Source organism: Polymorphospora rubra (assembly GCF_018324255.1).
Taxonomy (GTDB): Bacteria; Actinomycetota; Actinomycetes; order Mycobacteriales; family Micromonosporaceae; genus Polymorphospora; species Polymorphospora rubra.
Map to the genome: position 1 here is coordinate 2,246,834 of NZ_AP023359.1, position 26,924 is coordinate 2,273,757.

Genomic DNA, 26,924 nt, shown 5'->3' on the forward strand with positions numbered 1-26,924 from the left:
CGCCGAGCGCCGCGACTCCACTAGTGCCTCTCGCGCAACCGCCACCGACTCACGGGCGGCATTCGCCGATCGGCGGGCATAGACGATGCTCCAGGCAGCCACGCCAGCGGCGAGCACGGAGATGATGATTGCGGCGAACTCCACGCCTACGCCTCACCCATCGGCAGGTCGGGGCAGATGAACTCGTGCACGATGTCCACGATCTTGCCGCCCTTCACCTCCCCGAACCCGTCCGGATGCTCCGCGGTACTGAACCGGTAGTTGGCGTCCTTGATCAGGCGGGCGCGATCGCCTTGCCAGTTCGCGATCGAGTTGCACTGATTCCGGCCACGATCCACAGCCCGATCAGGCTTTCCCGCCACAATGTCCGGGTCCACAGCCTCAAGGGCGGCGATGTAGCGGGCTACCGTCGCATCGTCGGGCCGGGGAGGGTTGGCCGGATTCCGGGTCGTAGCCGACGGGACAGGCGCGGACCCAGGCGGCCCCGCGGTGACGGTGGTCGAGTCGACCGCCGGAGGGTCTGCGGCGGTGTCATCTTCGGTGCCGCCTGCCCCGCAGGCGAGCATGAGCGCGGCGAGCGGCACGGCAATGAGGGTGGCGATGCGGCGGTGGCGGTTGGTCACCCGGGCAGTGTGCCCGGCCAGGTCAGGTGATGTTGGCCGATGTGCTGTCGACCTCCTGACATTGTGATCACCGCCTATGCCTACCTACCCTCAGGCGCACCCGTCCAGCCGCCGGAGGCCCCATGAACGTGGTGCCGCCCGCCCTCGTCGGACTCGCCGGCCTCGCCCTGGTCCTCTTCCTCGGCTGGCTCGTATGGCGGTGGGCGCACCCCGCCTACTGGTACGACGACGAAGACGAGGACGAAGGCGGCGAGGTCGTCTACTGCGAGTACGAAGAGGTCTGGTACGAGGAGACCTACTACGAAGAGCGGTAGCCAGCTGGCAACGCTGCGCGCGTGGTGCCGACAATGCCGAGGCGGCTTTGCGAAACGCGACTTTTGCCAACGAAACCGCCATTCGTCCTGGCGTCAGCCTGGAGTGGGATCGAAAGTGCCACCATTCGAAGACGATCGATGTATCACTAGATGACCCGCTGCCATCTCGCAACCCTGTCCCTACCGGACCCACCAACCGAACGGGGACAACCATGACCCACACTCGCGCCAGATACCGGCGCGCCACAGTCGCGATCGGCGCCGCACTGATCCTCACAGCCGCACCAATCGCCACCCCACCGGCATACGCCGACAGCGACGTCGCTGCGTTCATGATCGGCTCAACCGGCGGCCTCTACAAGAAGACTGGTGGCCAGACCGTTAGGGTCCACGGCCAACAGGTTTCATCCCCCGGAGGCGGCCTCACCGCCATCCGATACACCAACGGCAACAGCACCGCATACGCAATCGGCGTACATGGCGGGCTCGTCCGGTCAACAACCACTGGGGGCGACGCTGTCGGAGGAGTCACTACCGTCGGACCCTACGGCCTGGCACCACCCGGAGCCCCAGTATCCGCTGCCGGCTACAACGTCTTCTTCGTCAGCAGCTTCGGAGCCGTCTTCCACAAAACGGACCAAAACGCATCTCAACCGCAGCAGATCACCGGCAGCATCGCCCCACCCGGCGCCGCCGTCGCCGCCATCCCCGGACCCATTCCCGGCGTCGCGTTCGTCGGCACCGACGGCGCACTCCGCGTGGTTCGGTCAATCAGCACCGGCATCTGGACAACCTCCCTGGCCAGCCCACCGAACTTCGCCACCCCCGGTGCCCCAATCGCCGCCGTCTCCACCGCGGCCGGATACGTCACCGGGCTCGACGGACGCATCTGGCGGGTCGGACTGAACGGCGGCGCACTGCCTGACCCGTGGACACCGACCGCTGTCGCCGGCGTCGGAGCCGCGCCCGCCGGGGCACACCTTTCCGCAGTCCAGTTCTCCGGCGGCCCAGCCATCGTCATGTTCGCCGGCCACGACGGCGCCATCTGGGCCACCTCGAACGTCTCAGGTGCCTGGCACGAGCCAACCGCGGCCACCGCAGCCGGCGTCGCCGTCGCAGGTCAACCAATCGCCGCCACCATCCACGGCGACCACATCCACGGCGACTGGTGCGGCACCAACTGGGTACGGGAGATCCGCCTCCCGAAGCCACGAGTGCCGGTAGACCCTGATCCTGAGCCGTGGAACGCCGAATTCTCCTCGTTCGGCGCTTGGAACATTCAACCCGGCGCCCACGTCGTCAGCTTTGTGCGCTAGCGCAGCACAGTCGGTCGGGTGCCGTTGCGGTGCCCGACCGGCCGCTACGCGAGTAGCTGGTCCCACCACCGCCAGGCCACCTCCACGCAGCCCGCCCCGGCCGGCGCCAGGCGCCCACCATCAAGCAGGCCACGGACCGTCGGCTCGTCGAACGCCAACCGCTCGGCTTGCCGACCTGCACGGCGATGGTGGCTGGGCACCTCGGGAAGTGCACCAGACCAGACCGGCTGATGTTTGCCGAGCAGCTGGCCCGCAGCCGACAGGACAATCAGAATGAAGCCGGCGCCTCGTTGGCAGCTCCCTGCTTGCGGTCTTCACGCAGGTGCCTGTAGTGGCTCCAAAGCATGAAAATGCCCAGGCCGCTGCCCATCATGAAAACGAGAAAAGCGGCGAAATGCTCGCCGCCCTTCAGGTCAGTGATTCCGGCATCCTGCCCCCACCGCACCGCCTCGGTACTGAAGTTGATCAGGGCCAGCAGCGTGAAGCCGTAGAACAGGAACGGAAGCCGGCTACGGCCGTTGACGGCGCGGGTGTGGTCCGTCAACACGAACAGGACCGGGAGCAGAACCGCGGTAACCAGGATAAACAACAGGTCTCGCCACTCATCAACCGTCTTGTGCGGCGCCCGCTCCAAGGCAATCGAGACCGTCCACACTGCCGACCCCAACCACACCGCCCACGAGAGCAGCGCCGAGTAGCGGGAGATGAACGGCTTTCGCTGCTTCGAGACCGGAGGCTGCATCAGCGCATGGTAGAAAACATCAAGCCTTATAGATGATATTGCCGACTTTCTGACAAATAGCTTGTCGGCCCAGCAGGCCGGCGTGCCAATGACCTACTGCATCCCGCAGTCGTCGGCGACCATCTACCGACCTGCCCGAGGCGGACGACCACGACGACCTCGAGCCGGGCGTGATTGCAGACCTGGCACCCGCCGAGCGGGTCGCCGTTGCTCGGATCCTCGCCGAACACGGCTGGACTGCCCGCGACTTTCTCATCGCCAGCCTGACCCTGCTGACGAAGAACCCAGCAGCAATGCTCGACCGGCTGGCGCAGTTCCGGCCGCCGTCGAAGAAGGGGTGCCCACCGAGACGCCCGCCGTCGGACTCAGTCTGATCCCCAGTTGCGCTGGCGGGCGGCCTGACTCCGAACGCAAGTCGGGTAGCTGACAACCTCCCGGACACATGATCACGCCGCACGTAGGCACACTCGCCGGCATGACCCCAACCATCCGAGCCAGACTCGGCATCCTCGCCGCCGCTGCCGCGCTGCCCATCCTGCTTGCCTGCGGCGCCGGCGCCAGCAGTCAGCCCGATAGCAGCGACCCCGGCAGCGGTGGCAGCCCTACGCAGATGGAGCAGCAGGCGTCCGAGCAGCCAGTCGTGGAAGTTCCCGACGTCGAGACGCCGGACGAGGAACCGACGGCGCCGGCCGAGGAACCGGCCGAGGAAGAGGTGTCGTACAAGAACTGCACCGAGGTCCGCGAGGCCGGAAAGGCGCCCCTACGTGAGGGCGATCCGGGGTACAGCTCGAAACTTGACCGGGACGGTGACGGGGTCGCCTGCGAACGTTAGTGCCGCCTTGGCCCCGGCCCTCCCGGACCGCTGGGAGGGTTTCGTCTGGCAGGATGTCGGCGGGTTCACGCCCTTTCGATGGAGGGCTCGGGCCAAGGGCCGGCGGCGCTACCCACGCCGCCGAGCCCGTCCCGCCCCCGAGAGGCCGCGTTGGGTAGATGCCGGTCAGGCCAGGAAGTCGATCACCGGAATCTCGTCCCGGTACGCCTTCCCGTCTCCGGTCAGGATCGGCGCCGCGTACACCAGGGCCGCCAGCGCCGCCGCGGCCGTGTCGATCCGGCCGAGCCGCCGCAGCCAGTACGCCAGCTCCATCCACTCGCCGGCAGCCGCCGGCAGAACCGCGCACGCGTCCAGCTCGACCAGGTCGCGGACGGCGGACCGGTCGTGGCCGTCGTCGAGGACCGCCATCGTCTCGGCCAGCACGACCGTCGGCACCCCGAACCGGACGCCGCGGTCGCCGACGACCTCGTGGAGGACTTCGGCGACGTGGATGTTGCCGTCGGCGTAGGCGAGCAGGGCGGTGCGGTCGAGGATGAGGCGAACGGGCGCGTTGTGCCGGTCGGTCACGCCGCGGGCGCCTGGCTGTGGCGGGGGCCGCCGAACTCAGCTTCGGCTGCGGCCTGGTGGCGGGCGCGCTGCTCGTCGTACCAGGACGGCGGGTAGGCGCGTTCGATGGCGTCGAGACGTTCGGCAGCCCGCCGCCGACCCTCGGGGGTGATGGGGAGGCCGCGGCCGGCGAGGGTGGCGGCGAACGCGTCGGCGCGCATCTGGGTGCGGGCGGCGCGGGCGAGGAACGCGGAGGCGTTGGGTTCTTTGTCGAGGCGGGCGGCGACGTCGGCGGGGACGCTGATGGACAGCTTCCGGACGGGCTGCACAGGCTCGGTCATACCAGGATCGTACTCCAGTGCTACCGAGCCTGTCGCCACCTTGCTCTAGCCGAGGAGGCTCAGGCGAGCCACACCAAACTGATGAAGGACATCCACTGCAACAGACCGGGCCGTATCCCGCAGCCCTTCCGCGGCAAGGTTTGCCGACATCTCTCCCGAAACCGGCTTGAATCGGGCTACGCTGCGCGTTCCTTTCAGACGTTCGACTTCCTCTATCTCATGCCCGCCAATTGACCGGTTGCCCATGGCGATAAGGGAGGTAGTTGTCGCCGCGCGATGAATGTCAGACCGGAAGGCCAACGGCGACGTCACGCCAAGGGTCCGTGCATAAGTCGAAGCAAGTGCGACAAAGTCGGCGGCGAAGCTTTCGACGGCCGCGCAGAAGACCTGCGAGTGTACCCCGGAGATAGCCGGCGGGCCGCCCCAGCCGCCTACCTCAGCGGCCAGAATCGCCGAGCCGTCGTGATGTAACTCGACATGAACGAGGGCGGACTGAACATCAAAGGCGTCATGGATGTAATGGACAACCCAACGGCGTAGGCCTACCTGCGGGTTGTAGACGCTATTGCCGAGTTCGCGAATGATTGGATATCTGCGCAGGCTGTTTGGGAGAATATCGATACTTTGGTGAAGAGCGGCTTCCAGCGCCGTAGTTACCTGATCTCGTTGGAGAGGGCCGAGGATGGAGGTCAGGGGGGTTCGGGGGCGTGCTGCGCCCACGATCCATGCAGATCGGGCCAGATCGAGGTGGTCGGTGACCTCTTCAATGAGAGTCGCCAACTGCGTGCGCTCAACGTCGCGTCGCGTGAACCGGTCGGAGTAGGAGCGTTCTAGCTCCCGTTCCCGCATCCAGTGCGTCTCGGGCCCGGACCTGAACGGCACCCCGATCCGGTTCTCGCGGCCAATGACGTGGGGAGCATCGGCGCTCTGCGGCACGGATAGGACCAGCACGGACGTGCTGCCGTCAGCGCTCGTCAGGGGTATGACGTCGAGTCCGGCCACCATCGGCTGTACCTGACCGAACGCCAGGGAGCGAAGCCGCCGCTGCTGCGTCTCGGAGGCGTCGACACCGACGATCTCGTCAGCCCGGCCCTTGCCGCGTTCCTCGGACACCCCGTAGACGATCAGGCCGCCGCGCGAGTTGGCCATCGCCGCAACGTCCTTGGCAAACTCGTCGATCTGCCCCTGGTCCTTGCCCGGAAGTGCCTTCTTCCAGTCAAGGTTTTCCTGCTCGAGAACCCCTTCGGAGACGGCCCGCTCAAGCAGTTCGTAGTCGAGATCTCGCGGGGTCTCGCCGAGTTGTTCGTGGATCGCTGACCACCTGATCGCCATCGGAGCAGGGTATCGGCGGGGTGTCTTGCGGGCGATCCGGTTATCTGTCTGCTTTGCAGACCCTGGCCGGCGACTCACGCGCGCTCGACGGCTCCGTACCGTTCGGATAGTTCGGATAGTTCGGCGTCGGCCTGGTCTTGGATCCGCTCCCACTCGGCGGCTTCTTCGGCGGTGAGTGGGGCTGGGGCGGGCCGTCCGAGGGCTGCAGCGAGACGCTGTGAGGCTGTCTGGCGGGGCTGCGCGTCGGTGGTGGCCATGGGGTCAGGGTGCCGCCGCGAACCACCACCACGCCACGGCGTCGTCAGCTGGTCGCTGCTCTGAGTGCGGCTTTCGCTGTGAAGATGACGTCGTTGATGGCTTCCTGCAGATGGCCCATCGCCGGATGGTTCCAGGGCATGTCCTGTGGAGATCCACTGGCCTCGGTCGTAGCCTCGATAACGTATTTGATGGCGTCACTGGACGCGTGCAGCGTCGTCCACGCCGTGTATAGCGACAGTGGTGCCAGTACCCGAATCTTGGCCGCAACAAGGTCTCGGTGCGGCAACTCTGGAATGTCGTCGAAGGGTCTGCTTGTGGGGTCCGAAATGTGCTGCATCCAACTTTCGAGACGTTGCGCGTGTGCAGCCGCCTCAAGGTAAACGGCGACCCGCAGGTCACGCTGCCATGCCTGGTTTGCATGCTTGGCGGTCTGGCGGGCCTGGAGCCAGGGCCCGAAGATTGCTCCAAGCAGGGCAAGGATGGAGCTGAAGAGGGCAACGACGACTGCCGCGAGCGCGATGGTGTTCGGGTTCACGGCGGCCTACCTTGGCAGACCGTGGTTGGGAGCGCTGTCGGGTTCGCGTCGGTCGTACGCCGCCCGCCGAGGCTCCTTCCTGGTTTCCGAAGAGACCCAACCGTCGTGCCGCGCGGCGTCGGGGCGGCCCGTTAGTGCTGCCACCCATGTCACCAGTGTTACGACGATGCTGCGCCCCGCTGGTCATACAGCTGAAAGGCATGCTCGATCATTCGACGGGCCGTAAATGTCACAAAAAGCAAATTCTCCACATCCGATGAGTTCTGCATGTGTTTGGTGCCAGGCGGCGCACCTGGCAACTCGACAAGCCGGTTACCCCCCAGCGTTGCCCAAGGGTCACCGTGCGCCATGCCGCTGCAGATGTTCCACACCAGCTTCACCTTCTTGTCTGGAAGCGGCGACTCCTGGTCGGCGTCCGAGACGATGTCGCTAAACGTGAGACGTCTGGCAGCATCCGCCGGAGAAAGTCCGGCCTTCAGCGCGAGGTCCCGAATCTCGTCCAGCCGCTCGTTCTTGGACCTCGGCCCGACGTACCCCATCAGTTCCTTCACCCGCTCGCTCATGTTGATGTCGACGACAGCAAGACGGAAGCGACGGATGAGCCGTGTGGACTGATCGTCGGGGGCGAGGAGCCATGCGATGCTGGCCGCATTCTCGAGGGCTCCCCGAACAAGCGTGTAGGGGGCGTAGATGTTGAGCGTTCCTGCATGAAGGGCAACGCGAAGCATGTGGATGTGGTCGATGGCGTGCCCAAACAAGGCGATTGCGGCGTAGCTGGTCGGATAGGGGTGAGTCAGCTTGTCGTCGGCAGCCAGGGGGCTGTCGGCATCGATCTTCATGTCCGGGTTCGTCGGGCTGATCCGCGCAAGCCAGGACTCGACTGGCTCCAGTATGGCCAGAAGCTTACTGAACGCGATCTCCTCATCCCTGTTCATGGGAGGGGACCGTACCGGAGACGAGGCATCCTGGGCTTGCCGGTTTCGGCGGAGTAGCCCCGACCGGGCGGCGGGGGCCCGGCCGGGTCAGGGGAGCCTACGACGGACGGCAGCCTTCCGAAACGGCCGAACCCCGACCAGCGGACGCCGATCGGGGTTCAGGGTCAGGACCAGTCCCAGATGGCTCCCTGCCGGTGCTGGTCGGTTGGCGGCTCTACCTCGGGCTCGTGTCCGGCGCGGTGCTCGGCCCGTGCGGTCTGGCCGGCAATCCGGGCAGCGAGGCGGTCACGGGCCGACCAGCTGTGGTTGATGAACCAGGCCGGCGGCGAGTCGTACCAGCGGCGGCGTTCGCCCCGAAGCCGGCGCGGAAGGTCTTTGTCGGTGCGAGACATGCTGCTTCCCCCTCGATCAGGGGACCGCGGTGTTGCGGCCCTAATCGGGGTGCAGCGGGTGCAGGCGGATGGTCATCGGCTTGTGCCTCCGTGTCGCAGGGTGCCGGCCTCAACCCGCCAGGACGTGTACGCCTCGTGGCAGGCGGGGCAGCGCACCGCGGACACCAGCGTAAACGGCTGTCGGGTCCGCTCGGTATCACCCGAAACGCTTACGGGTACGCCGGCGCATTCCTGACCGTCGAGCGGCGGCTCCATACCGGCAGGCTACCGCCGTCAATGCGTCCGGGCGGGCTGTTACGGCCGTGTCAGGCCATTACGCCCCAGTTGGCGGCCTTCCAGTCCGGCAACCTGCGCCCGCCGAGGCCGGTCGCCGAGACGAACGTCGAGAGTCGGCAGCCCATGGCGGCGCAGCTCGCGGGGTCGGCGATGCCGCGCCACGGCTCCACCAGCTTGATGCCGGAGTGCGAGGAGTGGCCGATCAGGTCGGTGACCAGGTCGGGCAGGTAGGTGTGCCTCACACGTTCTCCCTGTCACCCTTCGCCGCCAACCACTTTTTCAGCGACGCAATCGCGACCTCACGTGTCGATCCCAAGAAATAGGTCGAACTCGTTTGAGAGATCACGATTGGACCGGTCTCCGGGGGTTCATAGGCAACAATCGGAACTAGTCCGTCGATGTAGTGGTCGCCTGGGCGGTCGGACCGCCACCCGATGACGCGCCCTGCCTCAATGCCCCCGCCGTCGACGTCGGCGAGCCATAGTTCGTAGCCCTGGGGAACCATGTTCACGGTCGCACCCTACCGGTGGGCGCTGCCGTTGGCGGTCGACCACACCCGGTCGTGGCGGGCCGCAGTAAGCAGGGTGATGAAGGTGGTCATTGAGCTGCTTCTTCTCACCGACCAGCCCGACGCCGAACCGACCGCACCCGAGGCGATGTGGGGCGACCGGATGCCACCGCTGTCCCTGTTGGAGGTCGAGCCGTGGCTGCGCACCTGCGGCAACTGCGACGCCGGACTCCCCCACCCGTGCACCTGCCCGGACGCGGACCCGCGGCCGATCATCAACCGGCTGGTGCGGGAGGTAGAGAAGCTGCACGGCGAGCTGAAGCAGGCGCGCAGCGACGCTTGGGGCAGGCGGCGTAAGCGCCCCGCCTTCGCAGCGTCACGGGTGTCGCCTGCCGGTCTCGGGCAGACGCCGTCGAGAATAGGACCCGTCCACATCTGACGGCTGCCGCGCCTCGTGCGGCAGCCGATGTTGTACTGCAGCAGGGAGTTGCTTGTGAACCTCACCTTGATCGAGAAGCGACAACCAGACAAGGGGCGTTTCTGGTTGTCGTTTGGGGAGAGCGACGAGTTCCGCGCAAGCTGGTGGAACAAGGGAGTCCAGGCACCCAGCTCGTCCTCGTGGTTCGAGGTCCGTGACGGCGACCTTGAGGTAGCACGGATCGAACTTGACGACGTGGTGCCAATCGAAGAGTGGGCGGGGGTGCCCCGACTTGGCAGAATCGCGCTAGAGATCCAGCTCATCGAGGTAGCAGCTTCCCAACGACACCAGGGCATCGGTACCGAGATCATACGGATGCTCGCCGCAGAGTTCCCAGACCGACGGCTGGTCGCATTCAGCGAGACGGACAGGTTCTGGGCATCGCTGGGATGGGATCGGCACGACCATGCCGGCGAGCCAGAGCGGCGCCGTGCGCTGTACATCCAGCCGGCATCGAACGCCTGAACCGCCCAATTGCCGGGCCGCGCTACCGCTCTGGGGCGCCCCATCCCGGGGGACGGCAGCAGGCGCTTCGGGGTGAGAACATCTCCGCCATGGAAACTCTCGCCGCCGGCCCCGGCACCGCGCCCCTGAACCCCCTCGTCGCCTGGAACGCCGCTCGCGAGCAGGCCGTCGCCGACGCCAAGCAGGCATTCCTCGACGCCCACCCAGAGCCGACCCAACTCGACTTCGCCTGCCCCTACTGCAAGGCCACCGCCGGCACGCCGTGCGTGTGGGCTGTCGCGCCCCGCGGCTCCGGCTTCCACGCCCCACGCGTCGACCTGATGATCTGCGCGTCGAACGGCCAGCAGAGAGACGCGTTCCTGGCCAGTGAGGCAGCGTGGGAAGAGTACCCGCGCACTAGCCCCAGGCCAGCCGGCGCACGGTAGCTACAGCGCACCCCTGATCCACCCGTTGAGGAGCAATACCGTCATGGATCGTGACTGGGCAATCCAACAGCTAGATCATTTTCTGCGGGTTGCAGAGCTGTATAAACCCGCCAGAGAGCCGGGCAACTTCAGCAGACACCTGAGTAACCGCGGTACGCAGGACGAAATTCTTGACTCCGCCCAAGTCGTCGAACAGGTCATCGATCGAGCGCTTCCCGACTGGCGAACGTCGGTCCCCAGCAACGTGGCCATTAACAAGTGGTACCAGCACATCGAGGCAGCAAAACGCGCCAGAGTTCAACTGCAGCGTCAAGAAGAGTTGGCCGAGAAGCTGGGCGACAACGCTCCCCGCTTGTCCGCCAGCCACCTGCACCCATGGGTCTGGGACTCGGCCAAGCCGTTGTGGTCCAATGGCCACTACCGCGAGGCAGTGACCGCAGCAGCCCGCGCCGTCAACGCGTACACCCAAGCCAAGGTTGGTCGGCGGGACGTCAGCGAGGCCAAACTGTTCCAGCAGGCATTCGCCACCGCCCCTCCCGAGCCCGGCAAGCCGCGCCTTCGCATCATGGCCGACGACGGATCCGACACGTACAAAAGCGTCCACACAGGCGCCCTGAACTTCGCTGGCGGCCTGTACGGCGCCATCCGCAACCCGGCCAGCCACGTCATGCTCGACGAACTGCCGGAAGATGAGGCGTTGGAGCAGTTGGCGGCGTTCTCGGTCCTGGCTCGCTGGGTTGATCGAGCAACCCTTGACGCTGCTGGGCCATAGCGGGGGCAGCTAACTGGAACTTCGAGGCCGGATGGCGAACGACTTGATGGTAGCCACTGGCTAGGCGTCGCCTGTCCGGTACTCGTAGGAGATGGCCAGATCTACTTCGGCGCCTTCGGGGAGGTCTTCGGTGAGGGCGATGGCTTCACGCACGTTCGCGTCGAGGCTGGGCAGGTTGCGGGCGAAGGTCTGGGTGCCAGGGAGGTCGGGGACGTCGGCGAGCCAGGCGTCATCTTCGCGGGTGACGATGACGCGGTAGGCACGGCTCACTGGAGTTTGCTCACACCACGAACAGCACAACCGGCGTACCATCCGTCCGGTTCGGGTTGCCGTACGCCTCGAGAAGCGCCGCGTCGACACGGTCCTGTTGCGCCTCGAACTCGGCCAACTCCTCCGGCGTCAACGGCTCGGGCGCAGGTCGCCCCAGCGCGGCGGCAAGCCGCTCGGATGCGCGCATCTCGGCCGGGTTCATGCTGTACTCCGGTCAGCGATGCGGTCGATAGCCCGGTGCAGATCCGACAGGCGCACCGTCACCGTCTTGTCGCCGCCGTGCGCTCGCCGAGCCTCGGCGATCAGCTCACCCAACATCGCGGACGGGTTGATGCCGCAGCGGGTCGCCTCGTTCTCCAGCCACGTCGCCAGGTCGTCGGGAAGGCGGGTGGAGTAGACCGTTGCGGTCTTACGCGGGGCGGCCTCGGCCTCGGCGGTCGACCAGTCAGCGGGCGGCCGGCGTCCCTCGACCGGCAGATGGCCTGCGGCTGGCGGCTCCATGTCGTCACGGTAAGACACCGGGTAGGTGTTCGCTGCCCTCGAGGGAAAACCTTGCGGGTTGGCCTTGGCCGATCTTGGTACTGAGGAGGGTTCGTCGACTCCAAAGGCATGCCGGAGCACGGCGATCTGTTCCGATGTTAGCGGTGGAGCGCACGCCACGATGGCCTCCACCAGTTCCTTGGGAACCTGGTACGGCTTTTTGGTCCTACTCATCTCGCCCCCGGCTAGGTTTAGTCCGCAGTTCGGCGGACCGCTTGGCGAGCCGGGCCATGTGGGCGCGTAGCGCGAGGTTCGCCAGCCGGGCGCGCTCTGCTGGGTCAGTGACCTCGGCCGGCACTTGGGCGTAGAAGCGACGCATGAAGCCGGTCTTCGCGGCGGCTTTGCGGCCCTCTTCGTTGGTCTGGCGGGCGGCGCGAGTGAGGCCGCCGATCTTGCCGGCCATCTTGTGGTGCTTCGAGTAGTCAGCCATGGTCAGGGCTTTCAGAAGGTTCGCTCAGTGCTGGAGAGCGATTTGGTGCACCGCCGTATGTCTCGCTCTCACGGCCAGCCTGGCGATGTGCCTCGGCCACAGCTCGCCGCTTGCGGTCGGCGATGCTCAGCTCAAACTGCGCAAACAGGTTGGTGAGTTCAATGGCAAGTTCGGTACCGCGGGGCGAATTCGGGTCAAGCGGGGTGACGAGGCCGGTCATACCGCACCTCGCCGACGCAGGCCGTTCCGGTTGGCGCGCTCACGCGACATGCGGCGCGCCTCTTCGAGTTCGTCGACCGGCTCCCGGGTGGGAGCGGCAACGAACTGAACGGCCTGCTTGGTTCGGTCGGCGAGCAGCTTGTCGATCTGCGTCTGCGTCATGCGGCGGTGCACGCGGATGGTTCCGTCGCACTTCGGCAGGTGCCCGATGGTGCCGTCGCGGCAGCCCTTCTCGATCGACCGCAGAGACAGGCCGGTCTTCTCGGCAACCTCGCGGAGGGTGTAGGTGCTCATGCAAAGGAAACGGTCGATGAGAGGTTCCCGAGGCGGTGCATCCCTCTGATGAGGTAGCTGCCGTCTTGTCAGGTTCCGGACGTCATGGTCGCCTAATCGGGGACCAGCATCGACTGCGGGCGCCGGTACGGTGCGTCGGTGGCCAATCACTGGATGCGCTCCGCAGTTGCCGTCACCGCTGCACTCGCCCTCGCGGGCTGCACAGCAGACATCCCGGAGCCCGACCGCGACCTGCGGATCGCCGCCGAGTGCGCCGCAGTGAAGGCCGGCTACGACACGTGGGCGGCCAGCCCAGCCCTGCCCAAGAGCCAACTGGTGGCCGACACCCTCAACCAGGAGCAGCTAGACCAGCTCGAACGGGAAGCAGCAGGGTTCCGTACCGCGCTGGAGCCCTACCAAGGCGAGCCAGTCCGGTACCTCAAAATGGCGCTTACCACCGTCGAACGGGTAGTCGGGAACTCCGCGCCTGGGCAGGTTGGCGAGATCCTTGACGCCACATCAGGTGTCGAAGCCGCGTACCTCACGTACTCCGTCGACGTTTGCGCCTGATCAGCAGGAAAACAATGGAGACCTGTTCGGGCGGCAAGCCCAGCTCACTGCGCTCGCTGAAGCTCGGGCATCTCGGAGCCGCAGGGACGAGGTGTCGGGTTCCGGTCATCGGGCCAACCTGATCGGACCAACAGCGGCTGCGGCCTCCCCCGTACCGTACGTCGATGGCTACCCACTACTCACCGGCCTCCCCGGCTCCCCAGATGCCGGGCACTATCCTCGGCCCACTTCTGCTGTTTGTCCTGGGCGCGGTTGCCTGCGCGGCGATGATGGTTCTCTCCCTGGTCGACGTCGAACCGTCGGCGCTAAGGGCCCTGGCAGGCGCTGGAGGCGCCATTGCCTGCTCGTGGGCTGCGGTTGGCCTGTGGGCCCGCTGGCAGAGCGGTCGGGTCGTCGGCATCGCTTTGGCTGTGCTGCTTGTCCCAACCGGAATTGGGCTGCTCGTCACCGTCGCCGTGGTGTGGGCGCTGCTGACCACGTCGGCGAACTGGTGGCTAAGGCTGCCAGCCAGGAGATAGCTGGCCCCTAGCCTCGCCTCGCCTCGGCGCGTTGCCCGGATTGGGTAGCCCGAGCAACCTCAACCGAATCGATCTGCACGACGGTGGTCCCAGATCCGCTGACTCGGGCAGCGTCGGCCAGCGGCTCTCTCAGGTGGGCAGCGACGGATGCGCCAAGCCGGTCGTAGTCGATGACCGCCGTCACCGTGCTGGCCGAAGCCGGCCGCCCATAGTCGACGACCTGCCGCGCGCGTTGGCCGAACCTCCCGGCCCGGCCACCCTGCGGCCCCCACTGAACCTCGCCACCCCACCAGTTCTCAACCGCCCAGCCAACCTCGCGGCGGGTCTTCGCCAGGTTCCCGAACTTCGGCGCAAACAGCTCGCCGCCGGTCGCCTGCTCAGCCCACGAGTAGCGGGCGACGCCCACCGGCGAGGCGATCATCGCATCGCGGAGCGCCCCGGCCTGCGCTGGAACGTACCTGTCCTCGCGGTTCTCCTTGACTCCACCCCACCGGCGTTCCGTGATGCCACCCCACCGCTGAGCAGGGCCGAAGCCCTGCCGGGCATGAACGTTCGTCCAGACATCCCGAGGAATTGAGTTCAGCAGCCGCTTGAAGTTCCCCACACCGGCCGCCGCGCCCTCGGTTTCCAAACGGACGCTCGTCGTCCACTGCGTCGGAATCCGGTAGATCTCATCGACGTACTTCTCGGCCGCGTCGCGAGAGCCAAGAACCGCTGTCGTCTGCCGGATCAACTCCTCCCGCGCCCGCGCATACAGTTCGGCCACCTTGCGCTGGGCGGCAGCCTCACCCTCCTTGACCTTGGTGCTCTCGTACACGGCATCCGCAACACCGGTAGTGGCGTCCCACAGGCGCCGCATCCCAGCATCGACATCCCGAGCAGCCGCCGACTGCAAGGTCATGAGTCCAGTCAGCCCGCCAACCTCGGCACCGTTCTCCTTGATCGACCCGGTAAGGGCATCAACGGCCGCCTGATACTCCGACTCGGCTGCCCGCCCGTCGAGCATCTCCCCGTTCAGCAGGTTCAGGGCGCGGGCCAGGCCGCCGGCAGCGGCGATGCCATCCTGCATCGAGGACGACAGCACCTTCTGCCGCAGTTCGGCGTTCTTGGCCTGCTCTGCGTAGTAGCCGGTATGCCGGCTCGCCGACTCGACCGCCGCGGCGTACTCCGGCAGGTGCTTCTTCAGGTCGTCGATCGACACCCCGGCCTGCTCGGCGAGCGCCGCAAGCTGCTTCTCGGCGTACGCGACGCCGCCCGAACGGACCGACTCGACGAGCGCCTGGTCGAGCACCTTCAGGTCCTCAGCGGCCGACAGGAAGGACTGCCCCAGCGTCTTCTCGATGACCCGGTCTGCGAGCGGGCCGAGCAGTGGGATGTTCCGATACAAGCCGGTGATGAACCTGTTGGCGGACCCCTCCGACAGCATCACCGCGCCTTGCAGCCGCTGCAGGTTCGACTCGAGGCCCACGACATCGCCGCCGAACCGGCGGGTCACCTCGGCCGAGGTGCCGCAGACGGCGGTCAGCTTGTTCAGCTCCGCCGACAGTTGGGCAACATCAACCGTGGCGTCGTCGAATGACTTGAAGACCGCGTCTGCGGCGAGCAGCAAGAAGAAGGCGTTCGCGGCCCGGCCTGCGGCAGCCGCCGCGGTGGTCAGCGCGGCACCAGCTCGGGCACTTGCTGGCCCCATCGTTGCGAGCGCCGTCGCCGTGCGCGCCGCTGTCAGGCCGAGCTGGGCGCCCATCGCCTGAAGCCGGCCCCATACCGGCACCAGCGCCAGGCCGACCAGGATCAGCGTCTGCACTTCATCGGGCAGCAGCCCGAACGCCTGCACGACCGTGGCCACGACCTCGGCGCCGACACCGAGGACGTTGAAGAACGCCTCCACCGCGTTGCGGGTGCCGGGGTCGGCAAGGGTGTCGCCGAGCGCCTCGCCGAGGATCAGCAGCACGTTGAGGACGCCACGGAACGCTTCCCGCATCGTGGCAAGGGTGCCCTCAACCGTCTGCGCCCCCTGGGCTTCGTCGTTGAACCGCTCGAGGGCGTCGGCCATGTCCCGAAGCAGCGTTGATCCCTGCCGGCTCGCACCGATCCTGCCGACAAGAACGAACAACTCGCGGCCGATGTCCAGCAACGCGGACGCCTGGTCGGCGGCGTCGGCGAAGAACCTGTCGAGGTCACCGGACCGAGCCGCGCGGTCGACCCACGCCTCAAAGTCGTCCACGTACCGCAGCAGGCTGTCGCCGAACTGGTCAACGAACGGAACGCTGCCGGCGAAGAGCTGGGCGAGCATGGTTCCGGTCGCCGGGATCCGGGCGTTGACCTTGTTAAAGAACCGGTCGCCGGACTGCATCGCCAGGTCGAAGCCGCGTAGAAACTGCGGGTCGCGGCCCATGCGGAGCAGGCTGGTGAAGGTCGTGTTCCACGTCTTCGAGAAGCGGACGATCTGCCGCTCCGCGAACGGGATCGCGATCCGCGCGGTTTCGGTGAACTCCTTGCCGAGCCCGGCCGTCAGGGTGTTCTGTGCGGTGAGCCGCAGCCTGTCGAGTTCCTTCTTCGACATGCGAACCGCGTCGACGAGCGCCTTCGCGTTCTTGGACAGCTTGTCGTAGGCGGTCGCCATCTGCGCCGCCCCGCCACCACCGGCGGACGCCTGCCGCAGCGCCTCCTGGGCATCAAGCAGGGCGTACTGAGCGTCCGTGACCCCATCGAGTGCCCGCTCTTGGTTGCGGAGCGCCTGCTGAACCTCCTGGCTACCCTCGACGCCCGCCCGTGCCGCCCGCGCTTGATCGATGGCCAGGTCGTCGAGTTGGGCACGGGTCGCCTTCAGGGTGTGCTGGGCCCGCTCGTAGGCGTGCTCGGCTCTGCGGATGTCCTCTTCGCCGAACTGGGACGGATCCAAGGCGGCCCGCTGCCGGATGTCGTTGAGTTCCTTCTCGGCGTCCGCAACACCGTAGAGGGCATCTTGCTCATCCAGGCGCAGCCCGGCGAGCTGCAGGCTCATGTCCCGCAGGCTGCGAACAGCCTGCTCACGGGCACGGTTCAGCTCCTGTTGTGCCTCGCGGGCGTCCCGCTGCGCGTACGTCAAACCCCGCTGCGCCTGTTCGAGGCGACGCAAACCGGCTGCGGTCCGGTCGACGCCCCCGCCCCCACCACCGCCCGACTTTGGTGGCGCCCAGATCTCGCCCAGGGCGCCACCAATCCCCCGCGAGCCCAGCGCCAAGGTGCCCAGCGACGCCGCCGCGGAGAAGGCAAGGCCAGGTATCGCACCGAGCCCCCCGCCAATCGCCGAGAGCGTCGGCGGAATCGCCTCGAGGGAGGCGCCCGCGGCGAGCACCGAACCACTGATCCCGGCCCACTTCAGGACCGGCGCCGCCGGCACCCGCTGGGCAAGGTCATTGAACCCGCGGCCAGCATGGCGGACAAACTCGCGGGCGAAGTACCGGCCGGCGGCAGCACCAGATACGGAGCCCATGACGGTCGCGGTACTCATGAAGCGCCCACGGGAGTCCATGAACCGGCCGGATGCGTCGCGAACGATCCGCTCACCGAACGCGCCACCGGCCAGGCTGCCGGCCATCGTCATCTCGCTGCGGAGATCCCGCGCCCACGACCGAGTCACGTTCCGGGCGGACCGAAGGTCCCGGACGTAGTCGCTGACGTGGAGGCGCAGGGTGGCGGAGACGGTGGTCACGCCGCATCCCCCAGCCGGCCCGACGGCTCGTTGACCGGGCATCCGAGCTGCCGCCACAGGTCGACCAGCCAGCGAGCGCCGCTCACCTGCCTTCGGGCCGCCTGAGCAGCCTCATACGCCGCCCGGTGCGCTTCCCGCAGCCCAGCAAGGCTCTCGTCGCCCTGGCCCGCTACCGGCGACCCTGAGCCGTCAGAGCTGGCCTCCGCCTCCCGGCTGACCAGGTCAATTGCCAGAAGGTTCGCGGTGCGTTCCTTCGCTGCGGCGTCGGACTCGAGGCGTTGCAGGGTGGCGGCTGCTTCGGCCGCCGTCAGTGCGGTCAACGACGGGCTCGATGCCGTCAGTCTCTCGCCATCCCTGGTCACGTTGATCCCTCTGCCTCCGCGCGTCGGCGAGATCAACAACCCAGGTCCGACCGATCTTGCGTCCTTGCAGGTCTCGCCGCCGAAGAAGTTGCCGAACCCTGTTCGGACTCACGTTCAGCAGCTCTGCCGCTGCCTCCGTCGTGATCTCGCTCAACATCAAGCCTGAGGCCACTGCCGTCACGGGCTCTGCCGTCACGGCAGCGACGGCAGGCCCGGACTCGTAGGCGTACGCCGCGAGCCGGACGTCTGCCCACATCTGCAGCGTTTCCTTGAGCAGGTCAGGTGTCATCCGCCCCCGCTCAACAAGGGTTTCCAGCGACAACAAGCGCCTCGGCAGATGCTCGTCGAGCAGCCGCGCCAGGATCACCGCCACAGGACCGGAAACAGGCGCTACCAGCCTCCCCTGACCGGGCACCCGCGTACTCACACCCCACCCCCCGCAGGGTTGTCGGCCAGCTCGTCCAGACACGCCCGCAGGGCGGTAAGCCGGGCCGCCTTCAACTGGATCCACTCGACGTCGTCCGGCCCGGACACGGTCAGACACGACTGCAGCAGGTCATCCTCCGAGCGGTTGATCCGCAGCATCAGCACTACCTGGCTCACCACACCCACAGCCATCCGCCGGCGGCCGGCAGCAACCCGGCGAATCACCGTTGCCTTCGGCAGGTCCAGGGCGAAGGCGATCCGCGAGTAGCTCAGCCCGGCCGTCTTCATCGCCGCCGCGACAAGCTGCTGCTCGTACCGGCGCCGCGTCGAAGCGGCCGGCGGACGAAACCGGACACGTATCGGAACGGGTAGCGACGTTCGCCCCTCCATCGCGCCCGTGTGCGCGTTTTTGCCTGCGAGCGTTCGAACGCTGCCGCCTGCAAACGCTCGCGGGCGGTCAGTCCTGCCGCCCGCGGCCGTCGCGCGCGCGTTTTCGTCGTTCGACCGGTCGAATGGCGCATGAGCAACGAACTCGGCAGCGGCCTTCTCGGGGTCGGCGGCAATCGCGGCGATCACCGCCTCCTTCCATACGAAGTAGACACGGCTGTACCAGGCCTCCGACCACTGCTTCCGGTCAGCCTTCGACAGACCCGGCGGATACGGCGGACGCAACGGAGCCCACCGCTCATCCACCGGCCACGGCCGCAGCACCTTCGACCGGCCCGACGGCTCAACCCGCCAGTACGTCCACCGAGACGCGTCATCGGGGTCACGGGCCGCGTACCGGCCCAACGGCAGATGCGCCACCGAACCCCGCCGCCGGGCCGTCACCGGGCACCACCTGTGAACACAAAGACGTGTGAACATTGCCGGTCCACTTCTTGGCACAGCCCCATACGTCGAGCCCCAGCCGGCACCGCCCATGGAACCGGCCGACCGGGTGAACCGGTCCGGGCGCCGGTCCACTTCTCGGCCAGGGCCATACCGGTGCCCCCGAAACGCGATGGCCACGACGGTCGCCGCAGGGTGGACCGGGTGGACGTTCTCGCGCGCGAACCACAAAAACACGCGCGCGACCGCCTACGCACCTTTTTGTGGTCTAACCGGTCAAAGACCCCGGCCGCCGGGGCGGGAACCGTGGGTACGGTCCCCACCTCCGGGAAGCGTCGGATGAGGCTGCGCATCGGGCTACCCCGCGTTGAGGTCGTCGACCGAGCCGGCCGGCCCGGCGAATGCAGCTCGGCGGGCTTCTTCCCTCGAGGGAACCGGTCCCTGCGAGCGGATCATCTCGCTCATGGTCTTCGTCTCGCCGGTCGCGTGAAGGTTGCCCTCGTCGTCGACTTCGACCATGATCCCGGCGAGGTCGTCACCGAGTCCGCTGTTGACCATGGCGCCTCGGAATGCTGGCATCAGCGCGTCCATGACTTCCTTTGCCCACGGCGATCGGGTGACGAAGAGCCGCATCGTCGCTTCCCAGTTGAGGACCGGTAGGAACCATGCGACCCCTTGACCGTCGGCGTAGTGGAGAAGGTCCGCGTCGTCGCCCTCGGCGTACTCCTCCCGCCAGTAGTCCGTGACGACCTCGGGATCGAGGCCCGCTGGCTCGGCGAGGTCGCCTGCGTAGAGCCAGACTTCGCGGTCGATGGTGGACACCCCGGCCGGCCTCACCTTCCCGTAGCCGAACAGGTCGACGAGGCAGTCGGTGTCAGGGAGGTAGAGGTTGCGCCGCTCGCACAGGTCCAGCAGGGAAAGCAGCAGGTTGCATGTACCGGCGTCGGCTCCCTCGTTCCGGTACATGTCGTCGATCCGTTCCCGCATACCGGCGGTCCAGTTGGGCTCGGGGTCGGGGGTGGCGGTCTGGTCGGTCATCGGGCTTCCTCCTCGAGGGTGGCCAGGTCGGCGAAGGGCAGAGCAAGCTGCTCTGGCTCCTTCGGCTTGGGTTTCGTCTTCGGCTCGGCCAGCAGCCGGGGCTTCTTCCGTTCGAAGAGCGCCGGCCGGGTGTGCTGTCGGCGTAGCCGGTCGAGGGCGTGGTCGGAGGTCATGGCGTCGCTCCTTCCGGGCGCGCGTTTTTTGCGGTTTGCACGTGCAGACCGTGGGCTCGGCCAACTGCGTTCGCCATTGCAGCGAGCACCGGGGCGGGTACGCCGCGGCGGCATTCCGGGCCGATGCCGTAGGCCTTGGACTCGGGGTCGGTCAGGCGCCGGCCGCAGTAGCAGCACCTGGTCATGAAGACGGCGAACATCGCTGCGCAGCCGTCGGGGTCGATCTCGATGGCAGCGTTGACGGCTTCCTGCCACGGGGTTCGGACGGTCGCCGCCCAGTTGCGGATGAACGCCTCCCGGTCGAGCCCCTTCAGGCCGGGCGGGACGTCGGCGGCGAACAGCAGCGGCCCATACCTGGCCTTGGGTGGCCACATGGCGAGCCCGCGGCGGCCGGTCCGCCAGTAGGTCATGGCGGTCGGGTCGGCGGGGTCGGGAACCGCGTAGTACGAGCGGGACGGGGCGGTCATCGGGCCACCTCCGCCAGCGGTCGAACTTCGCCGTCTCGGGACGGCAAGGTTGAAGGGGTGCTAATCAGGCTCTTTCCCGGCGATGGAAATTGATCTTGCGTGGGGCTGATGCCCACGGGGAGGGTCCGCCGGCAGGCGCAAGCAGGCTCTTTGCCGGCGGTGGCAAAAAGGTGCCGACCGTTGGCGACCAAGCAACGGTTGCCGGCGGCGTAGCCGGGCACTCGAGGAACCGGTCGTACCCCGCGCCCGGACGGCGTACCGGCGCAACTACCGATGACAGCAGGCTTGATCAGGGCGCTACAGGGTCCACCAAACTGCAACCCCGAATACATGATAATCACCGTTATCATGTATTCGTGGCCACCGACCTGACCCCCCACTCCCCCGCCGACGTCGACCCGGTCCGGGCCGCCGTCAATGCCCTTCCACTCCCGGCCGACGACACCGCCGAACGCTGGAACCTCCGCAGCGCCACCGCCGCATGGCTCAAGTCGCGCCGCAGCGACAACACCCGCCGCGCCTACTTCCGCGACCTCGCCGAGTTCCTCACCTGGTGCGAGCAGACCAACCTCGACCCACGCAACGCGCGCCGCGGCGACGTTGACGTCTGGGCCGAGCAACTTCGCAACGGCAAGACCGGCGGGCCGCTCGCCGCGTCGTCCACCGCCCGCCGGCTGTCGACGGTCGCCTCCTGGTACGACTACCTCGTCTCGAACGACGTCACGGCCATCAACCCCGCGACCGCCGTTGATCGGCCGTCCGTCGACCGTGACGCCTCGACGACCGTTGGCCTGACGGGCGACCAGGTCGCCGCCTTCATGCGCGCCGCAGGCAAGGCCAGCAAGCGCGACTTTGCGATCTTCGCCATGCTCACCAACCTCGGCCTGCGGGTCAGCGAGGCCATTCAGCTCGACATGGCGAACTTCGGCCACGACCGCGGACACCGGATCGTCATGGTGCGCGGCAAGGGAAACAAGATGCGGAAGCTGCCGATCCCGCCCCCGCTCGGCCGCATCCTCGACGCCTACCTCGAGGCCCGCGCCGCCGCCGAGGGCGTGCCTGTCGAGCAGCTCGCCGGGCCGGCCTTCGTGACCCGGCGAGGCAAGCGAGTCGACCAGCCCGCCGTGTTCCGCCTGGTGCGACGGATCGCCAAGGATGCCGGACTGCCAAACGCCGACAGCCTTAGCCCTCACGGCCTGCGCCACAGCCTTGCCACCGCCGCCCTTGACGCTGGCGCAGCACTGCGAGATGTCCAAGACATGCTCGGCCACGCCGACCCGCGGGTGACCCGTCGCTACGACCGCTCTCGCGGCTCGCTCGACCGCTCCCCTGCGTACCTTGTTGCCGGCCTGGTCTCCGGTCAGGACAACGCAGAGTAGCTTCTGCTTCCGGTCCCCTGCGGCAGGGCCGAGCAGGTGCGTCACCCTGCCCACGGCGAACCGGAAACAGCAACGCGCCGGGAGGTGCGTCACCTGCGTCACCCACTCCTGGGGGTGTTCGTCACCCACCCTTGGAGATAGCCGCCACCAATACCGACAGCAACCAAATAGGTAGTAAGGATATACGGTAAGTAATAATAATAGTTGGAAATGTGCTTAAAGGAGACAGAGTGACGGGTGACGCACCAACGGAGATGCGTCACCCTCAAAGGGGGGTGCGTCACCCATGCGTCACCCGGTGCGTCGCCCACCCAAAACTCGACCAACATCGATCCCTGCTGCGTCGGGGCGAGGATGCCGTCACCCAACGGACCGGTTTTCCGGGTGATTCGGGTGACGCACCTCCGTATTCCCAGCTCAGAGCCAAACCCGACCGGGTGACGCACCGGGTGACGCACCGGGTGACGCATCTCCGAGAGGGTGACGCACCTCCGGCTCACCACAGCGGCCCGTCTTCCGAGAGCTTCGGGTGCCGGAGGTACACAACCGCCGGCCGTCCGGCCTTGTCGGTGGTCGCGTCCTCCCTGAGCCAGCCGGCCTCAAGCAGTCGGTCGATCACTGGCACAATGGCCGCCTTCTTGCCCTTCTTGACCCAGGCTTGGCGGCACTTTCGGTTGATCTCGTTGAGCGACAGAACCTCGGGCTTCTTCTCCTGGATCCAGGTCAGCAGTGCCGTCGCGTTCTCGTCCTCGGCCCGCGGGGACTCGTCTTCCATCCCGAACACCGCGACCGCATGCGGTACGGCCCACTCGGCTACCGTGACCGCCGCTTGCATGGTGAGGTCGTCGACAGGCTCTCCGGTGGTGGCACCCGTGATCAGGTGCAACAGTCCTGCGATCCGTAGCGTCCGACCAGCGTGCTTGGCTCCCCATCCACGCAGGTCGCCGAGGTCGCCATCGGGGCGCAGCATGACCTCGAGCTTCTGCTTGTAGTCGAAGAACCTGTCTCGCGCCTCGTCGTTGAGATGCAGGCGGGGGAACTCGCGCTTCGGCGTCTCCGGCTTGGGCACCTCGAGGGCAGAGATGCGCTTCAAGCAGTTCGCCCACGCATCGAGTGCCTGACGGTCGTATGCCGTTCCGCGCGGTTTGCGGTAGCCGATCATGCTCTTGGGGAGGGCGAACAGGAACCGCCCAAGCAGCCCCTGCTCGACCATGGCCCGCGACTTGCCCGCGTCCTCGAGGATCATCGGCTGCACCGCCAACCCAAGGGTGAGCACCGCCCGCGTCATATCGCGTTGTTCGCGGTTGATGCGACCTACCTCGATGTAGTCGCCGTCATACGCCTTCAGCACGCTGTCGAGGTTCGGCACGCCGCCCGTGTACCGGCCTAGCAAGATCGAAAAGAAGGTGCCCTCAGAGTCAAGGATGGCCCCGTGCTCGCCGTTGACCGACATGGAGCGGGTCAGGTTCTCAACGGTGTTGTCCGACGGCATCAGGATGCGCGGGGTTGGCGCCTCGTCCAGCGTCTTGAGCTTCTCTTCGGCATCCCGGATCAGAACCTCGAGGCCTGCCTTCTCGGCGTCCGTGCCCGATTTTTGAATCTTGGGCTTCCGCTCACGGGCAGAGGCAAGTTCGCGGGCGTGCGCCTTCCGGTCTTCCTCGACCCTGTCCGCGTGGTTGGCACGAAGCAACTTGTGCTGTCGACGGACCTCCTCGATCACGTCGGTAGTGGCAGGGCTTTTGAGACTGCCCGGCTCCAGTGCAATGGCCGCGTAGATGTTCAGGGGTTCGACCCAGCCGGCCTCGCACTCGATCGCCAGCCGGGGGGCAGCCAACGTTGCCGCCGCTGCCAAGCCCATGAGGGCAGGCAGGTCGAAAGGCACCTGCTTGTTGCCGGCCACTGCCGCGATCATGTCGCCGAACACGAAGGGAACCGCGTCGATCGGGAATGGCCCCGGCTTCCCAACGCTTGGCTGCCCCAGCGGTTCGGGATCCGACCATGGGCGCGACTGGGACGACCCGTTGCCGTTGGTGGCCGCCTGGAACTCCTTGTCCAGCGCCCAACGGTCGGGCTCCTCTGGGTGCGAACGGCGAGGGCGGGGGCGGGCTTCGATGCTCACGCGGCCCTCCCTGCGGAAGACGGTGCTTCCTGGAGTGTGTTCTGCACAACCCGATGGAAATCGGTCGGGCCGAGTTGCTGCCACAGGTCGCGGGCGTCCGCGCCTTCGGCGGGCCAGACCGTGAACGGGGCGATCCCGGCGGCGTACGCCCGGTCACGCCAGCGGCGTCCGGCCGGGTCGTTGTCCGGGATGGCGACCGTGTTCGGGTAGCCGACGAGGATGTCGACCAGGCGGCGAAGGTTGACCGCGTCCGCCCCGCCCGCCCATGTCGTCGCATAGAACCCCCGCAGGGCGTCCACGGACGATTCCGACTCGACGAGCAGCACCGGCTCGCCGGTCGCCATCGCCATCCGCACCTCGGACTCCCGGTACAGCGGCAGGTCGAGCAGGGTTACGCCGATGAGGCCCGGCACCAGGGCGCCGGATTCCTTGCGCGTCTCCCACACGAGTTCCTTGTCGCCGCTCCGGGAGCGCCAGCGAAACAGGGCAGCCTGGCCGTAGTCGTGCACCGCCTCGAGGCGGTACCCGCGGCTTGCCGGGCTGCCCTCGCGGACGACGACCTCGGGGAAGGTCAGGGCCAGCCGGACCTGTTCGGCGTACGCGGCCGGCGGGATCGGTGCGGGCTTGGCGAGCCGGGTACGGCTGCACGCCACCGAGGCAAGGATCTGCTCGGTCGTGCACCCGGTGAAGCACTTCACCCGGACCGAGCCCTCTGGGCCCGGTCGCACCGACAGGCTTGGGCTGCGGTCGGAGTGCGCCGGGCACTGCCGCAGGGCCGCGCCGCGCGGCTGCGAACCGGCGACGTCGAGCAGCCCGGAGAACCACTCGTGGGCGGTAGGCACTGATCTGCCCTCGGGTGAGAGTCGGGATGGGTTAGGTCGCACGCCGCACCCGCCGCCGGACGTTGCGCCTCGGTCGGGCGATGTACCGCAGCCGGCGGACCGGGCAGACGCGCGACATGTTCGAGTGCTGGTCAGCGGGCCGCAGGATGTGCGCTTCGCCGCAGTGAGGGCAGTCCTCGACAACGGCGACGGCGCGGGTGCGGCCGGGAAGGTGCGGGGGGTACAGGACTGCCTCGACGACCGGGGTCGCTCCCGTCTGCCATCGGGGGTTTTCGATGACAGGTGGGTCGGCTACGATCGGAGGCGAACCTGCTACTTCGAGGGTGGCGGGGTCGTCGTTGGCGGTGGTCGGAGGTGGTGCTCCGGCCCCGCTTTTTTGCGTGCTCACGCGGCCTCCGGGAGTGATGCCGCGACAGGTCGAAACGGGCCGTCGCCGCGCTGGATACCGACCGGCAGGTCGTCTCGCAGCAGTACGGTCAGCCGGACACGCTGCGCCTCACTGAGAGGCGGGTACTCGGGCCGGTTCTCCCGGATGTACTCGATGATCTCTTCCTTCGTCATGCCTTCACCCCCTCTTTGCAGTGAGAGCCGAGCCAGGCACGAACATCCGCCGGGTCGTAGCGACGAAGCTTGCCGATCTTGAACGACGGCGGGCCGTCGCCTTCTCGATTGAGGGCGTAGAGCTGCGTTGCGGAGATGGAGAGGAACTCTGCGGTTTCGCGGTGCGTCCAGAGTCTTGGCGTTTGCGCCATACGTGGAAGCATACGTTCGTCCTTACGTGGCCTCCGTGGTTCAATACGAACCACGCATGCCACGGACGCTACACACAGCGTCGGCGTTGTGCAACGCGGGATCCGTGCTAGCGTGACGCAAAATCGCGCACCGAGGAGACAAAGTCGTGTCGGATGGTCCACCGAGCCCAGAGCAGCTACTCGCTCTGTCAATTCGGCATCACCGTGAGCAACAGCGCTTGACTGCTCAGCAGTTGGCTGACCGGGTCCGCCAACAGGGCGGGAACCTGTCCCGACAGGTCATTAGCAAGATGGAGCTTGGCGGCCGAGGTATCTCAATCGATGACCTCTTCGTGCTTGCACGCGCCCTCAGCGTGCCGCCGTATCTGCTGCTGTTCCCGGTTGGAACGCGCACCGATCAGATCTCCGGAGAGGTCGAGATTGTTCCTGGGATCACGCTGAGCACCTGGGCCGCAGCCCGCTGGTTTACGGGCGAGGCAATGACGTCCGATGAGGTGGAAACCCGGCAAGCCGTCCCGCTCTACCTGTTCCGTCAGCACGATCGCGTTCTGAACGACTATCTCGACATCGTGACCGACGACCTGTTTCCGCCGAGCCCTGCAACAGCAGACCCGGAGCGGAAGAGTCGCGCCGGGCAACTCCTGGTGCGGCTACGGAATATCCGCGCCGACATGCGCCGGCATGACCTCGAGCCGCCGGAACTTCCCGACGACCTTCGATACATCGACGAGAAGCGGCATGTCTACCTGACACCCGAGCAGGCTGACGCAATCGTTGCCGAGCATCCAGGGTCGTTGAGGATCGTCGACCAGACTGGTCGGGGCCAGCACCGCGAACACAAGCCAGGCGACGGAGCGGCGATCCAAGACGCGCAGAAGTTCGCCCGGAACTTCCACCCGCCGCAGATGCCCGGCGAGGACGACGAGTAGTC

The 26,924-nt window shown here is 67.1% G+C and carries 38 protein-coding genes and 1 pseudogene; 12 read left to right on the forward strand and 27 right to left on the reverse strand.

Annotation, left to right across the window (positions count from 1 at the left end; genetic code table 11):
- Nucleotides 1-146: 146 nt before the first annotated feature.
- The gene (locus tag Prubr_RS10320) at nt 147-623 is read right to left on the reverse strand and encodes a hypothetical protein (RefSeq protein ID WP_212824350.1); all 477 of its coding nucleotides are present in this window, start codon (nt 621-623) and stop codon (nt 147-149) included.
- A gap of 122 nt (nt 624-745) precedes the next feature.
- Between Prubr_RS10320 and Prubr_RS10325 the strand changes: the two genes are divergently transcribed.
- Nucleotides 746-937: a hypothetical protein gene (locus Prubr_RS10325; protein ID WP_212824352.1), complete on the forward strand. Its 192-nt coding sequence runs from the start codon at nt 746-748 to the stop codon at nt 935-937.
- A gap of 212 nt (nt 938-1,149) precedes the next feature.
- Nucleotides 1,150-2,253, forward strand: coding sequence for a hypothetical protein (locus tag Prubr_RS10330; RefSeq protein ID WP_212824354.1), 1,104 nt, complete (start codon nt 1,150-1,152; stop codon nt 2,251-2,253).
- A gap of 268 nt (nt 2,254-2,521) precedes the next feature.
- Here Prubr_RS10330 and Prubr_RS10335 read toward each other — a convergent pair whose 3' ends face one another.
- Nucleotides 2,522-2,995 (reverse strand): hypothetical protein, encoded by a 474-nt coding sequence (locus Prubr_RS10335; protein WP_212824356.1) that lies wholly within the window; start codon nt 2,993-2,995, stop codon nt 2,522-2,524.
- Between the two features lie 170 nt (nt 2,996-3,165).
- Here Prubr_RS10335 and Prubr_RS10340 point away from each other — a divergent pair, with 170 nt between their 5' ends.
- Nucleotides 3,166-3,369 carry a hypothetical protein gene (locus Prubr_RS10340; RefSeq protein ID WP_212824358.1) on the forward strand — a complete coding sequence of 68 codons (204 nt, stop codon included), beginning with the start codon at nt 3,166-3,168 and terminating at the stop codon, nt 3,367-3,369.
- 101 nt (nt 3,370-3,470) lie between these two features.
- Nucleotides 3,471-3,827, forward strand: a complete 357-nt coding sequence (locus tag Prubr_RS10345; RefSeq protein WP_212824360.1) for an excalibur calcium-binding domain-containing protein — start codon at nt 3,471-3,473, stop codon at nt 3,825-3,827.
- A 165-nt stretch (nt 3,828-3,992) separates the two neighbouring features.
- Here the strand turns inward: Prubr_RS10345 and Prubr_RS10350 are convergent, their stop codons facing one another.
- The 8 genes from Prubr_RS10350 to Prubr_RS10385 all read right to left on the reverse strand — a co-directional run bounded on the left by Prubr_RS10350 (nt 3,993) and on the right by Prubr_RS10385 (nt 8,953).
- A complete protein-coding gene (locus Prubr_RS10350; protein ID WP_212824362.1) occupies nt 3,993-4,394 on the reverse strand; it encodes a PIN domain-containing protein in 402 nt (133 codons plus the stop codon).
- Nucleotides 4,391-4,714, reverse strand: coding sequence for a hypothetical protein (locus tag Prubr_RS10355; protein ID WP_212824364.1), 324 nt, complete (start codon nt 4,712-4,714; stop codon nt 4,391-4,393). Before Prubr_RS10355 ends, Prubr_RS10350 begins: the two co-directional genes overlap by 4 nt.
- A 45-nt stretch (nt 4,715-4,759) precedes the next feature.
- Nucleotides 4,760-6,046: an AlbA family DNA-binding domain-containing protein gene (locus tag Prubr_RS10360; protein WP_212824366.1), complete on the reverse strand. Its 1,287-nt coding sequence runs from the start codon at nt 6,044-6,046 to the stop codon at nt 4,760-4,762.
- Nucleotides 6,047-6,347: 301 nt separating this feature from the next.
- Nucleotides 6,348-6,839: a hypothetical protein gene (locus Prubr_RS10365; protein WP_212824368.1), complete on the reverse strand. Its 492-nt coding sequence runs from the start codon at nt 6,837-6,839 to the stop codon at nt 6,348-6,350.
- Between the two features lie 158 nt (nt 6,840-6,997).
- On the reverse strand, nt 6,998-7,774 hold the full coding sequence (locus Prubr_RS10370) for a hypothetical protein (protein ID WP_212824370.1): 777 nt from the start codon (nt 7,772-7,774) through the stop codon (nt 6,998-7,000).
- 164 nt (nt 7,775-7,938) lie between these two features.
- Nucleotides 7,939-8,166 (reverse strand): hypothetical protein, encoded by a 228-nt coding sequence (locus Prubr_RS10375; protein WP_212824372.1) that lies wholly within the window; start codon nt 8,164-8,166, stop codon nt 7,939-7,941.
- A gap of 305 nt (nt 8,167-8,471) precedes the next feature.
- Nucleotides 8,472-8,684 carry a hypothetical protein gene (locus tag Prubr_RS10380; protein WP_212824374.1) on the reverse strand — a complete coding sequence of 71 codons (213 nt, stop codon included), beginning with the start codon at nt 8,682-8,684 and terminating at the stop codon, nt 8,472-8,474.
- Nucleotides 8,681-8,953, reverse strand: coding sequence for a hypothetical protein (locus Prubr_RS10385; protein ID WP_212824376.1), 273 nt, complete (start codon nt 8,951-8,953; stop codon nt 8,681-8,683). Before Prubr_RS10385 ends, Prubr_RS10380 begins: the two co-directional genes overlap by 4 nt.
- Between Prubr_RS10385 and Prubr_RS10390 the strand changes: the two genes are divergently transcribed.
- The 4 genes from Prubr_RS10390 to Prubr_RS10405 all read left to right on the forward strand — a co-directional run bounded on the left by Prubr_RS10390 (nt 8,946) and on the right by Prubr_RS10405 (nt 11,090).
- Nucleotides 8,946-9,389, forward strand: a complete 444-nt coding sequence (locus Prubr_RS10390; protein WP_212824378.1) for a hypothetical protein — start codon at nt 8,946-8,948, stop codon at nt 9,387-9,389. The two genes, Prubr_RS10385 and Prubr_RS10390, sit on opposite strands and share 8 nt — an antisense overlap.
- 54 nt (nt 9,390-9,443) lie before the next feature.
- Nucleotides 9,444-9,893: a hypothetical protein gene (locus Prubr_RS10395; protein WP_212824380.1), complete on the forward strand. Its 450-nt coding sequence runs from the start codon at nt 9,444-9,446 to the stop codon at nt 9,891-9,893.
- Between the two features lie 89 nt (nt 9,894-9,982).
- Nucleotides 9,983-10,318 (forward strand): zinc finger domain-containing protein, encoded by a 336-nt coding sequence (locus Prubr_RS10400; protein ID WP_212824382.1) that lies wholly within the window; start codon nt 9,983-9,985, stop codon nt 10,316-10,318.
- A 43-nt stretch (nt 10,319-10,361) separates the two neighbouring features.
- Entirely contained in the window at nt 10,362-11,090 is a 729-nt protein-coding gene (locus Prubr_RS10405) for a TIGR02391 family protein (RefSeq protein WP_212824384.1), read from the forward strand.
- A gap of 60 nt (nt 11,091-11,150) precedes the next feature.
- Here the strand turns inward: Prubr_RS10405 and Prubr_RS10410 are convergent, their stop codons facing one another.
- The 6 genes from Prubr_RS10410 to Prubr_RS10435 all read right to left on the reverse strand — a co-directional run bounded on the left by Prubr_RS10410 (nt 11,151) and on the right by Prubr_RS10435 (nt 12,843).
- Nucleotides 11,151-11,360 (reverse strand): type II toxin-antitoxin system HicB family antitoxin, encoded by a 210-nt coding sequence (locus tag Prubr_RS10410; protein WP_212824385.1) that lies wholly within the window; start codon nt 11,358-11,360, stop codon nt 11,151-11,153.
- A gap of 10 nt (nt 11,361-11,370) precedes the next feature.
- Complete coding sequence (locus Prubr_RS10415; protein WP_212824387.1) at nt 11,371-11,562, reverse strand: hypothetical protein; 192 nt, start codon at nt 11,560-11,562, stop codon at nt 11,371-11,373.
- Nucleotides 11,559-11,861 (reverse strand): hypothetical protein, encoded by a 303-nt coding sequence (locus Prubr_RS10420; protein WP_212824389.1) that lies wholly within the window; start codon nt 11,859-11,861, stop codon nt 11,559-11,561. Before Prubr_RS10420 ends, Prubr_RS10415 begins: the two co-directional genes overlap by 4 nt.
- A gap of 205 nt (nt 11,862-12,066) precedes the next feature.
- A complete protein-coding gene (locus Prubr_RS10425; RefSeq protein ID WP_212824391.1) occupies nt 12,067-12,330 on the reverse strand; it encodes a hypothetical protein in 264 nt (87 codons plus the stop codon).
- Nucleotides 12,323-12,550, reverse strand: a complete 228-nt coding sequence (locus Prubr_RS10430) for a hypothetical protein (RefSeq protein WP_212824393.1) — start codon at nt 12,548-12,550, stop codon at nt 12,323-12,325. Before Prubr_RS10430 ends, Prubr_RS10425 begins: the two co-directional genes overlap by 8 nt.
- On the reverse strand, nt 12,547-12,843 hold the full coding sequence (locus Prubr_RS10435; protein ID WP_212824394.1) for a hypothetical protein: 297 nt from the start codon (nt 12,841-12,843) through the stop codon (nt 12,547-12,549). The genes Prubr_RS10430 and Prubr_RS10435 overlap by 4 nt, the downstream gene beginning before the upstream one ends.
- 138 nt (nt 12,844-12,981) lie before the next feature.
- Between Prubr_RS10435 and Prubr_RS10440 the strand changes: the two genes are divergently transcribed.
- Nucleotides 12,982-13,392: a hypothetical protein gene (locus tag Prubr_RS10440; RefSeq protein WP_212824396.1), complete on the forward strand. Its 411-nt coding sequence runs from the start codon at nt 12,982-12,984 to the stop codon at nt 13,390-13,392.
- A gap of 164 nt (nt 13,393-13,556) precedes the next feature.
- Nucleotides 13,557-13,910 carry a hypothetical protein gene (locus tag Prubr_RS10445; protein ID WP_212824398.1) on the forward strand — a complete coding sequence of 118 codons (354 nt, stop codon included), beginning with the start codon at nt 13,557-13,559 and terminating at the stop codon, nt 13,908-13,910.
- Nucleotides 13,911-13,917: 7 nt separating this feature from the next.
- Here Prubr_RS10445 and Prubr_RS10450 read toward each other — a convergent pair whose 3' ends face one another.
- The 7 genes and pseudogenes from Prubr_RS10450 to Prubr_RS10475 form a co-directional block, all read right to left on the reverse strand.
- Nucleotides 13,918-17,604, reverse strand: a complete 3,687-nt coding sequence (locus Prubr_RS10450) for a hypothetical protein (RefSeq protein WP_212824400.1) — start codon at nt 17,602-17,604, stop codon at nt 13,918-13,920.
- Nucleotides 17,601-17,966 (reverse strand): hypothetical protein, encoded by a 366-nt coding sequence (locus tag Prubr_RS36785; RefSeq protein ID WP_246568534.1) that lies wholly within the window; start codon nt 17,964-17,966, stop codon nt 17,601-17,603. Before Prubr_RS36785 ends, Prubr_RS10450 begins: the two co-directional genes overlap by 4 nt.
- A 34-nt stretch (nt 17,967-18,000) precedes the next feature.
- Nucleotides 18,001-18,255, reverse strand: a pseudogene (locus tag Prubr_RS38170) (helix-turn-helix domain-containing protein); the annotation flags it as partial.
- A 134-nt stretch (nt 18,256-18,389) separates the two neighbouring features.
- On the reverse strand, nt 18,390-19,223 hold the full coding sequence (locus Prubr_RS10460; protein WP_212824404.1) for a hypothetical protein: 834 nt from the start codon (nt 19,221-19,223) through the stop codon (nt 18,390-18,392).
- A gap of 357 nt (nt 19,224-19,580) precedes the next feature.
- On the reverse strand, nt 19,581-20,261 hold the full coding sequence (locus Prubr_RS10465) for a hypothetical protein (protein ID WP_212824406.1): 681 nt from the start codon (nt 20,259-20,261) through the stop codon (nt 19,581-19,583).
- A complete protein-coding gene (locus Prubr_RS10470; protein WP_212824408.1) occupies nt 20,258-20,434 on the reverse strand; it encodes a hypothetical protein in 177 nt (58 codons plus the stop codon). Before Prubr_RS10470 ends, Prubr_RS10465 begins: the two co-directional genes overlap by 4 nt.
- A complete protein-coding gene (locus tag Prubr_RS10475; protein ID WP_212824410.1) occupies nt 20,431-20,901 on the reverse strand; it encodes a DUF6011 domain-containing protein in 471 nt (156 codons plus the stop codon). The genes Prubr_RS10470 and Prubr_RS10475 overlap by 4 nt, the downstream gene beginning before the upstream one ends.
- A gap of 356 nt (nt 20,902-21,257) precedes the next feature.
- On the opposite strand from Prubr_RS10475, the gene Prubr_RS10480 reads away from it, so the two are divergent.
- Nucleotides 21,258-22,280 carry a tyrosine-type recombinase/integrase gene (locus tag Prubr_RS10480; RefSeq protein WP_246568536.1) on the forward strand — a complete coding sequence of 341 codons (1,023 nt, stop codon included), beginning with the start codon at nt 21,258-21,260 and terminating at the stop codon, nt 22,278-22,280.
- Nucleotides 22,281-22,776: 496 nt separating this feature from the next.
- Here Prubr_RS10480 and Prubr_RS10485 read toward each other — a convergent pair whose 3' ends face one another.
- The 4 genes from Prubr_RS10485 to Prubr_RS10500 form a co-directional block, all read right to left on the reverse strand.
- A complete protein-coding gene (locus Prubr_RS10485) occupies nt 22,777-24,399 on the reverse strand; it encodes a YfjI family protein (RefSeq protein ID WP_212824412.1) in 1,623 nt (540 codons plus the stop codon).
- Nucleotides 24,396-25,241 (reverse strand): toprim domain-containing protein, encoded by an 846-nt coding sequence (locus tag Prubr_RS10490; protein WP_212824414.1) that lies wholly within the window; start codon nt 25,239-25,241, stop codon nt 24,396-24,398. The genes Prubr_RS10485 and Prubr_RS10490 overlap by 4 nt, the downstream gene beginning before the upstream one ends.
- Nucleotides 25,242-25,625: 384 nt before the next feature.
- On the reverse strand, nt 25,626-25,802 hold the full coding sequence (locus Prubr_RS10495) for a hypothetical protein (RefSeq protein ID WP_212824416.1): 177 nt from the start codon (nt 25,800-25,802) through the stop codon (nt 25,626-25,628).
- A complete protein-coding gene (locus Prubr_RS10500) occupies nt 25,799-25,993 on the reverse strand; it encodes a helix-turn-helix transcriptional regulator (protein WP_246568538.1) in 195 nt (64 codons plus the stop codon). The genes Prubr_RS10495 and Prubr_RS10500 overlap by 4 nt, the downstream gene beginning before the upstream one ends.
- 146 nt (nt 25,994-26,139) lie before the next feature.
- On the opposite strand from Prubr_RS10500, the gene Prubr_RS10505 reads away from it, so the two are divergent.
- Entirely contained in the window at nt 26,140-26,922 is a 783-nt protein-coding gene (locus tag Prubr_RS10505) for a helix-turn-helix domain-containing protein (RefSeq protein WP_281425896.1), read from the forward strand.
- Nucleotides 26,923-26,924: the final 2 nt, after the last annotated feature.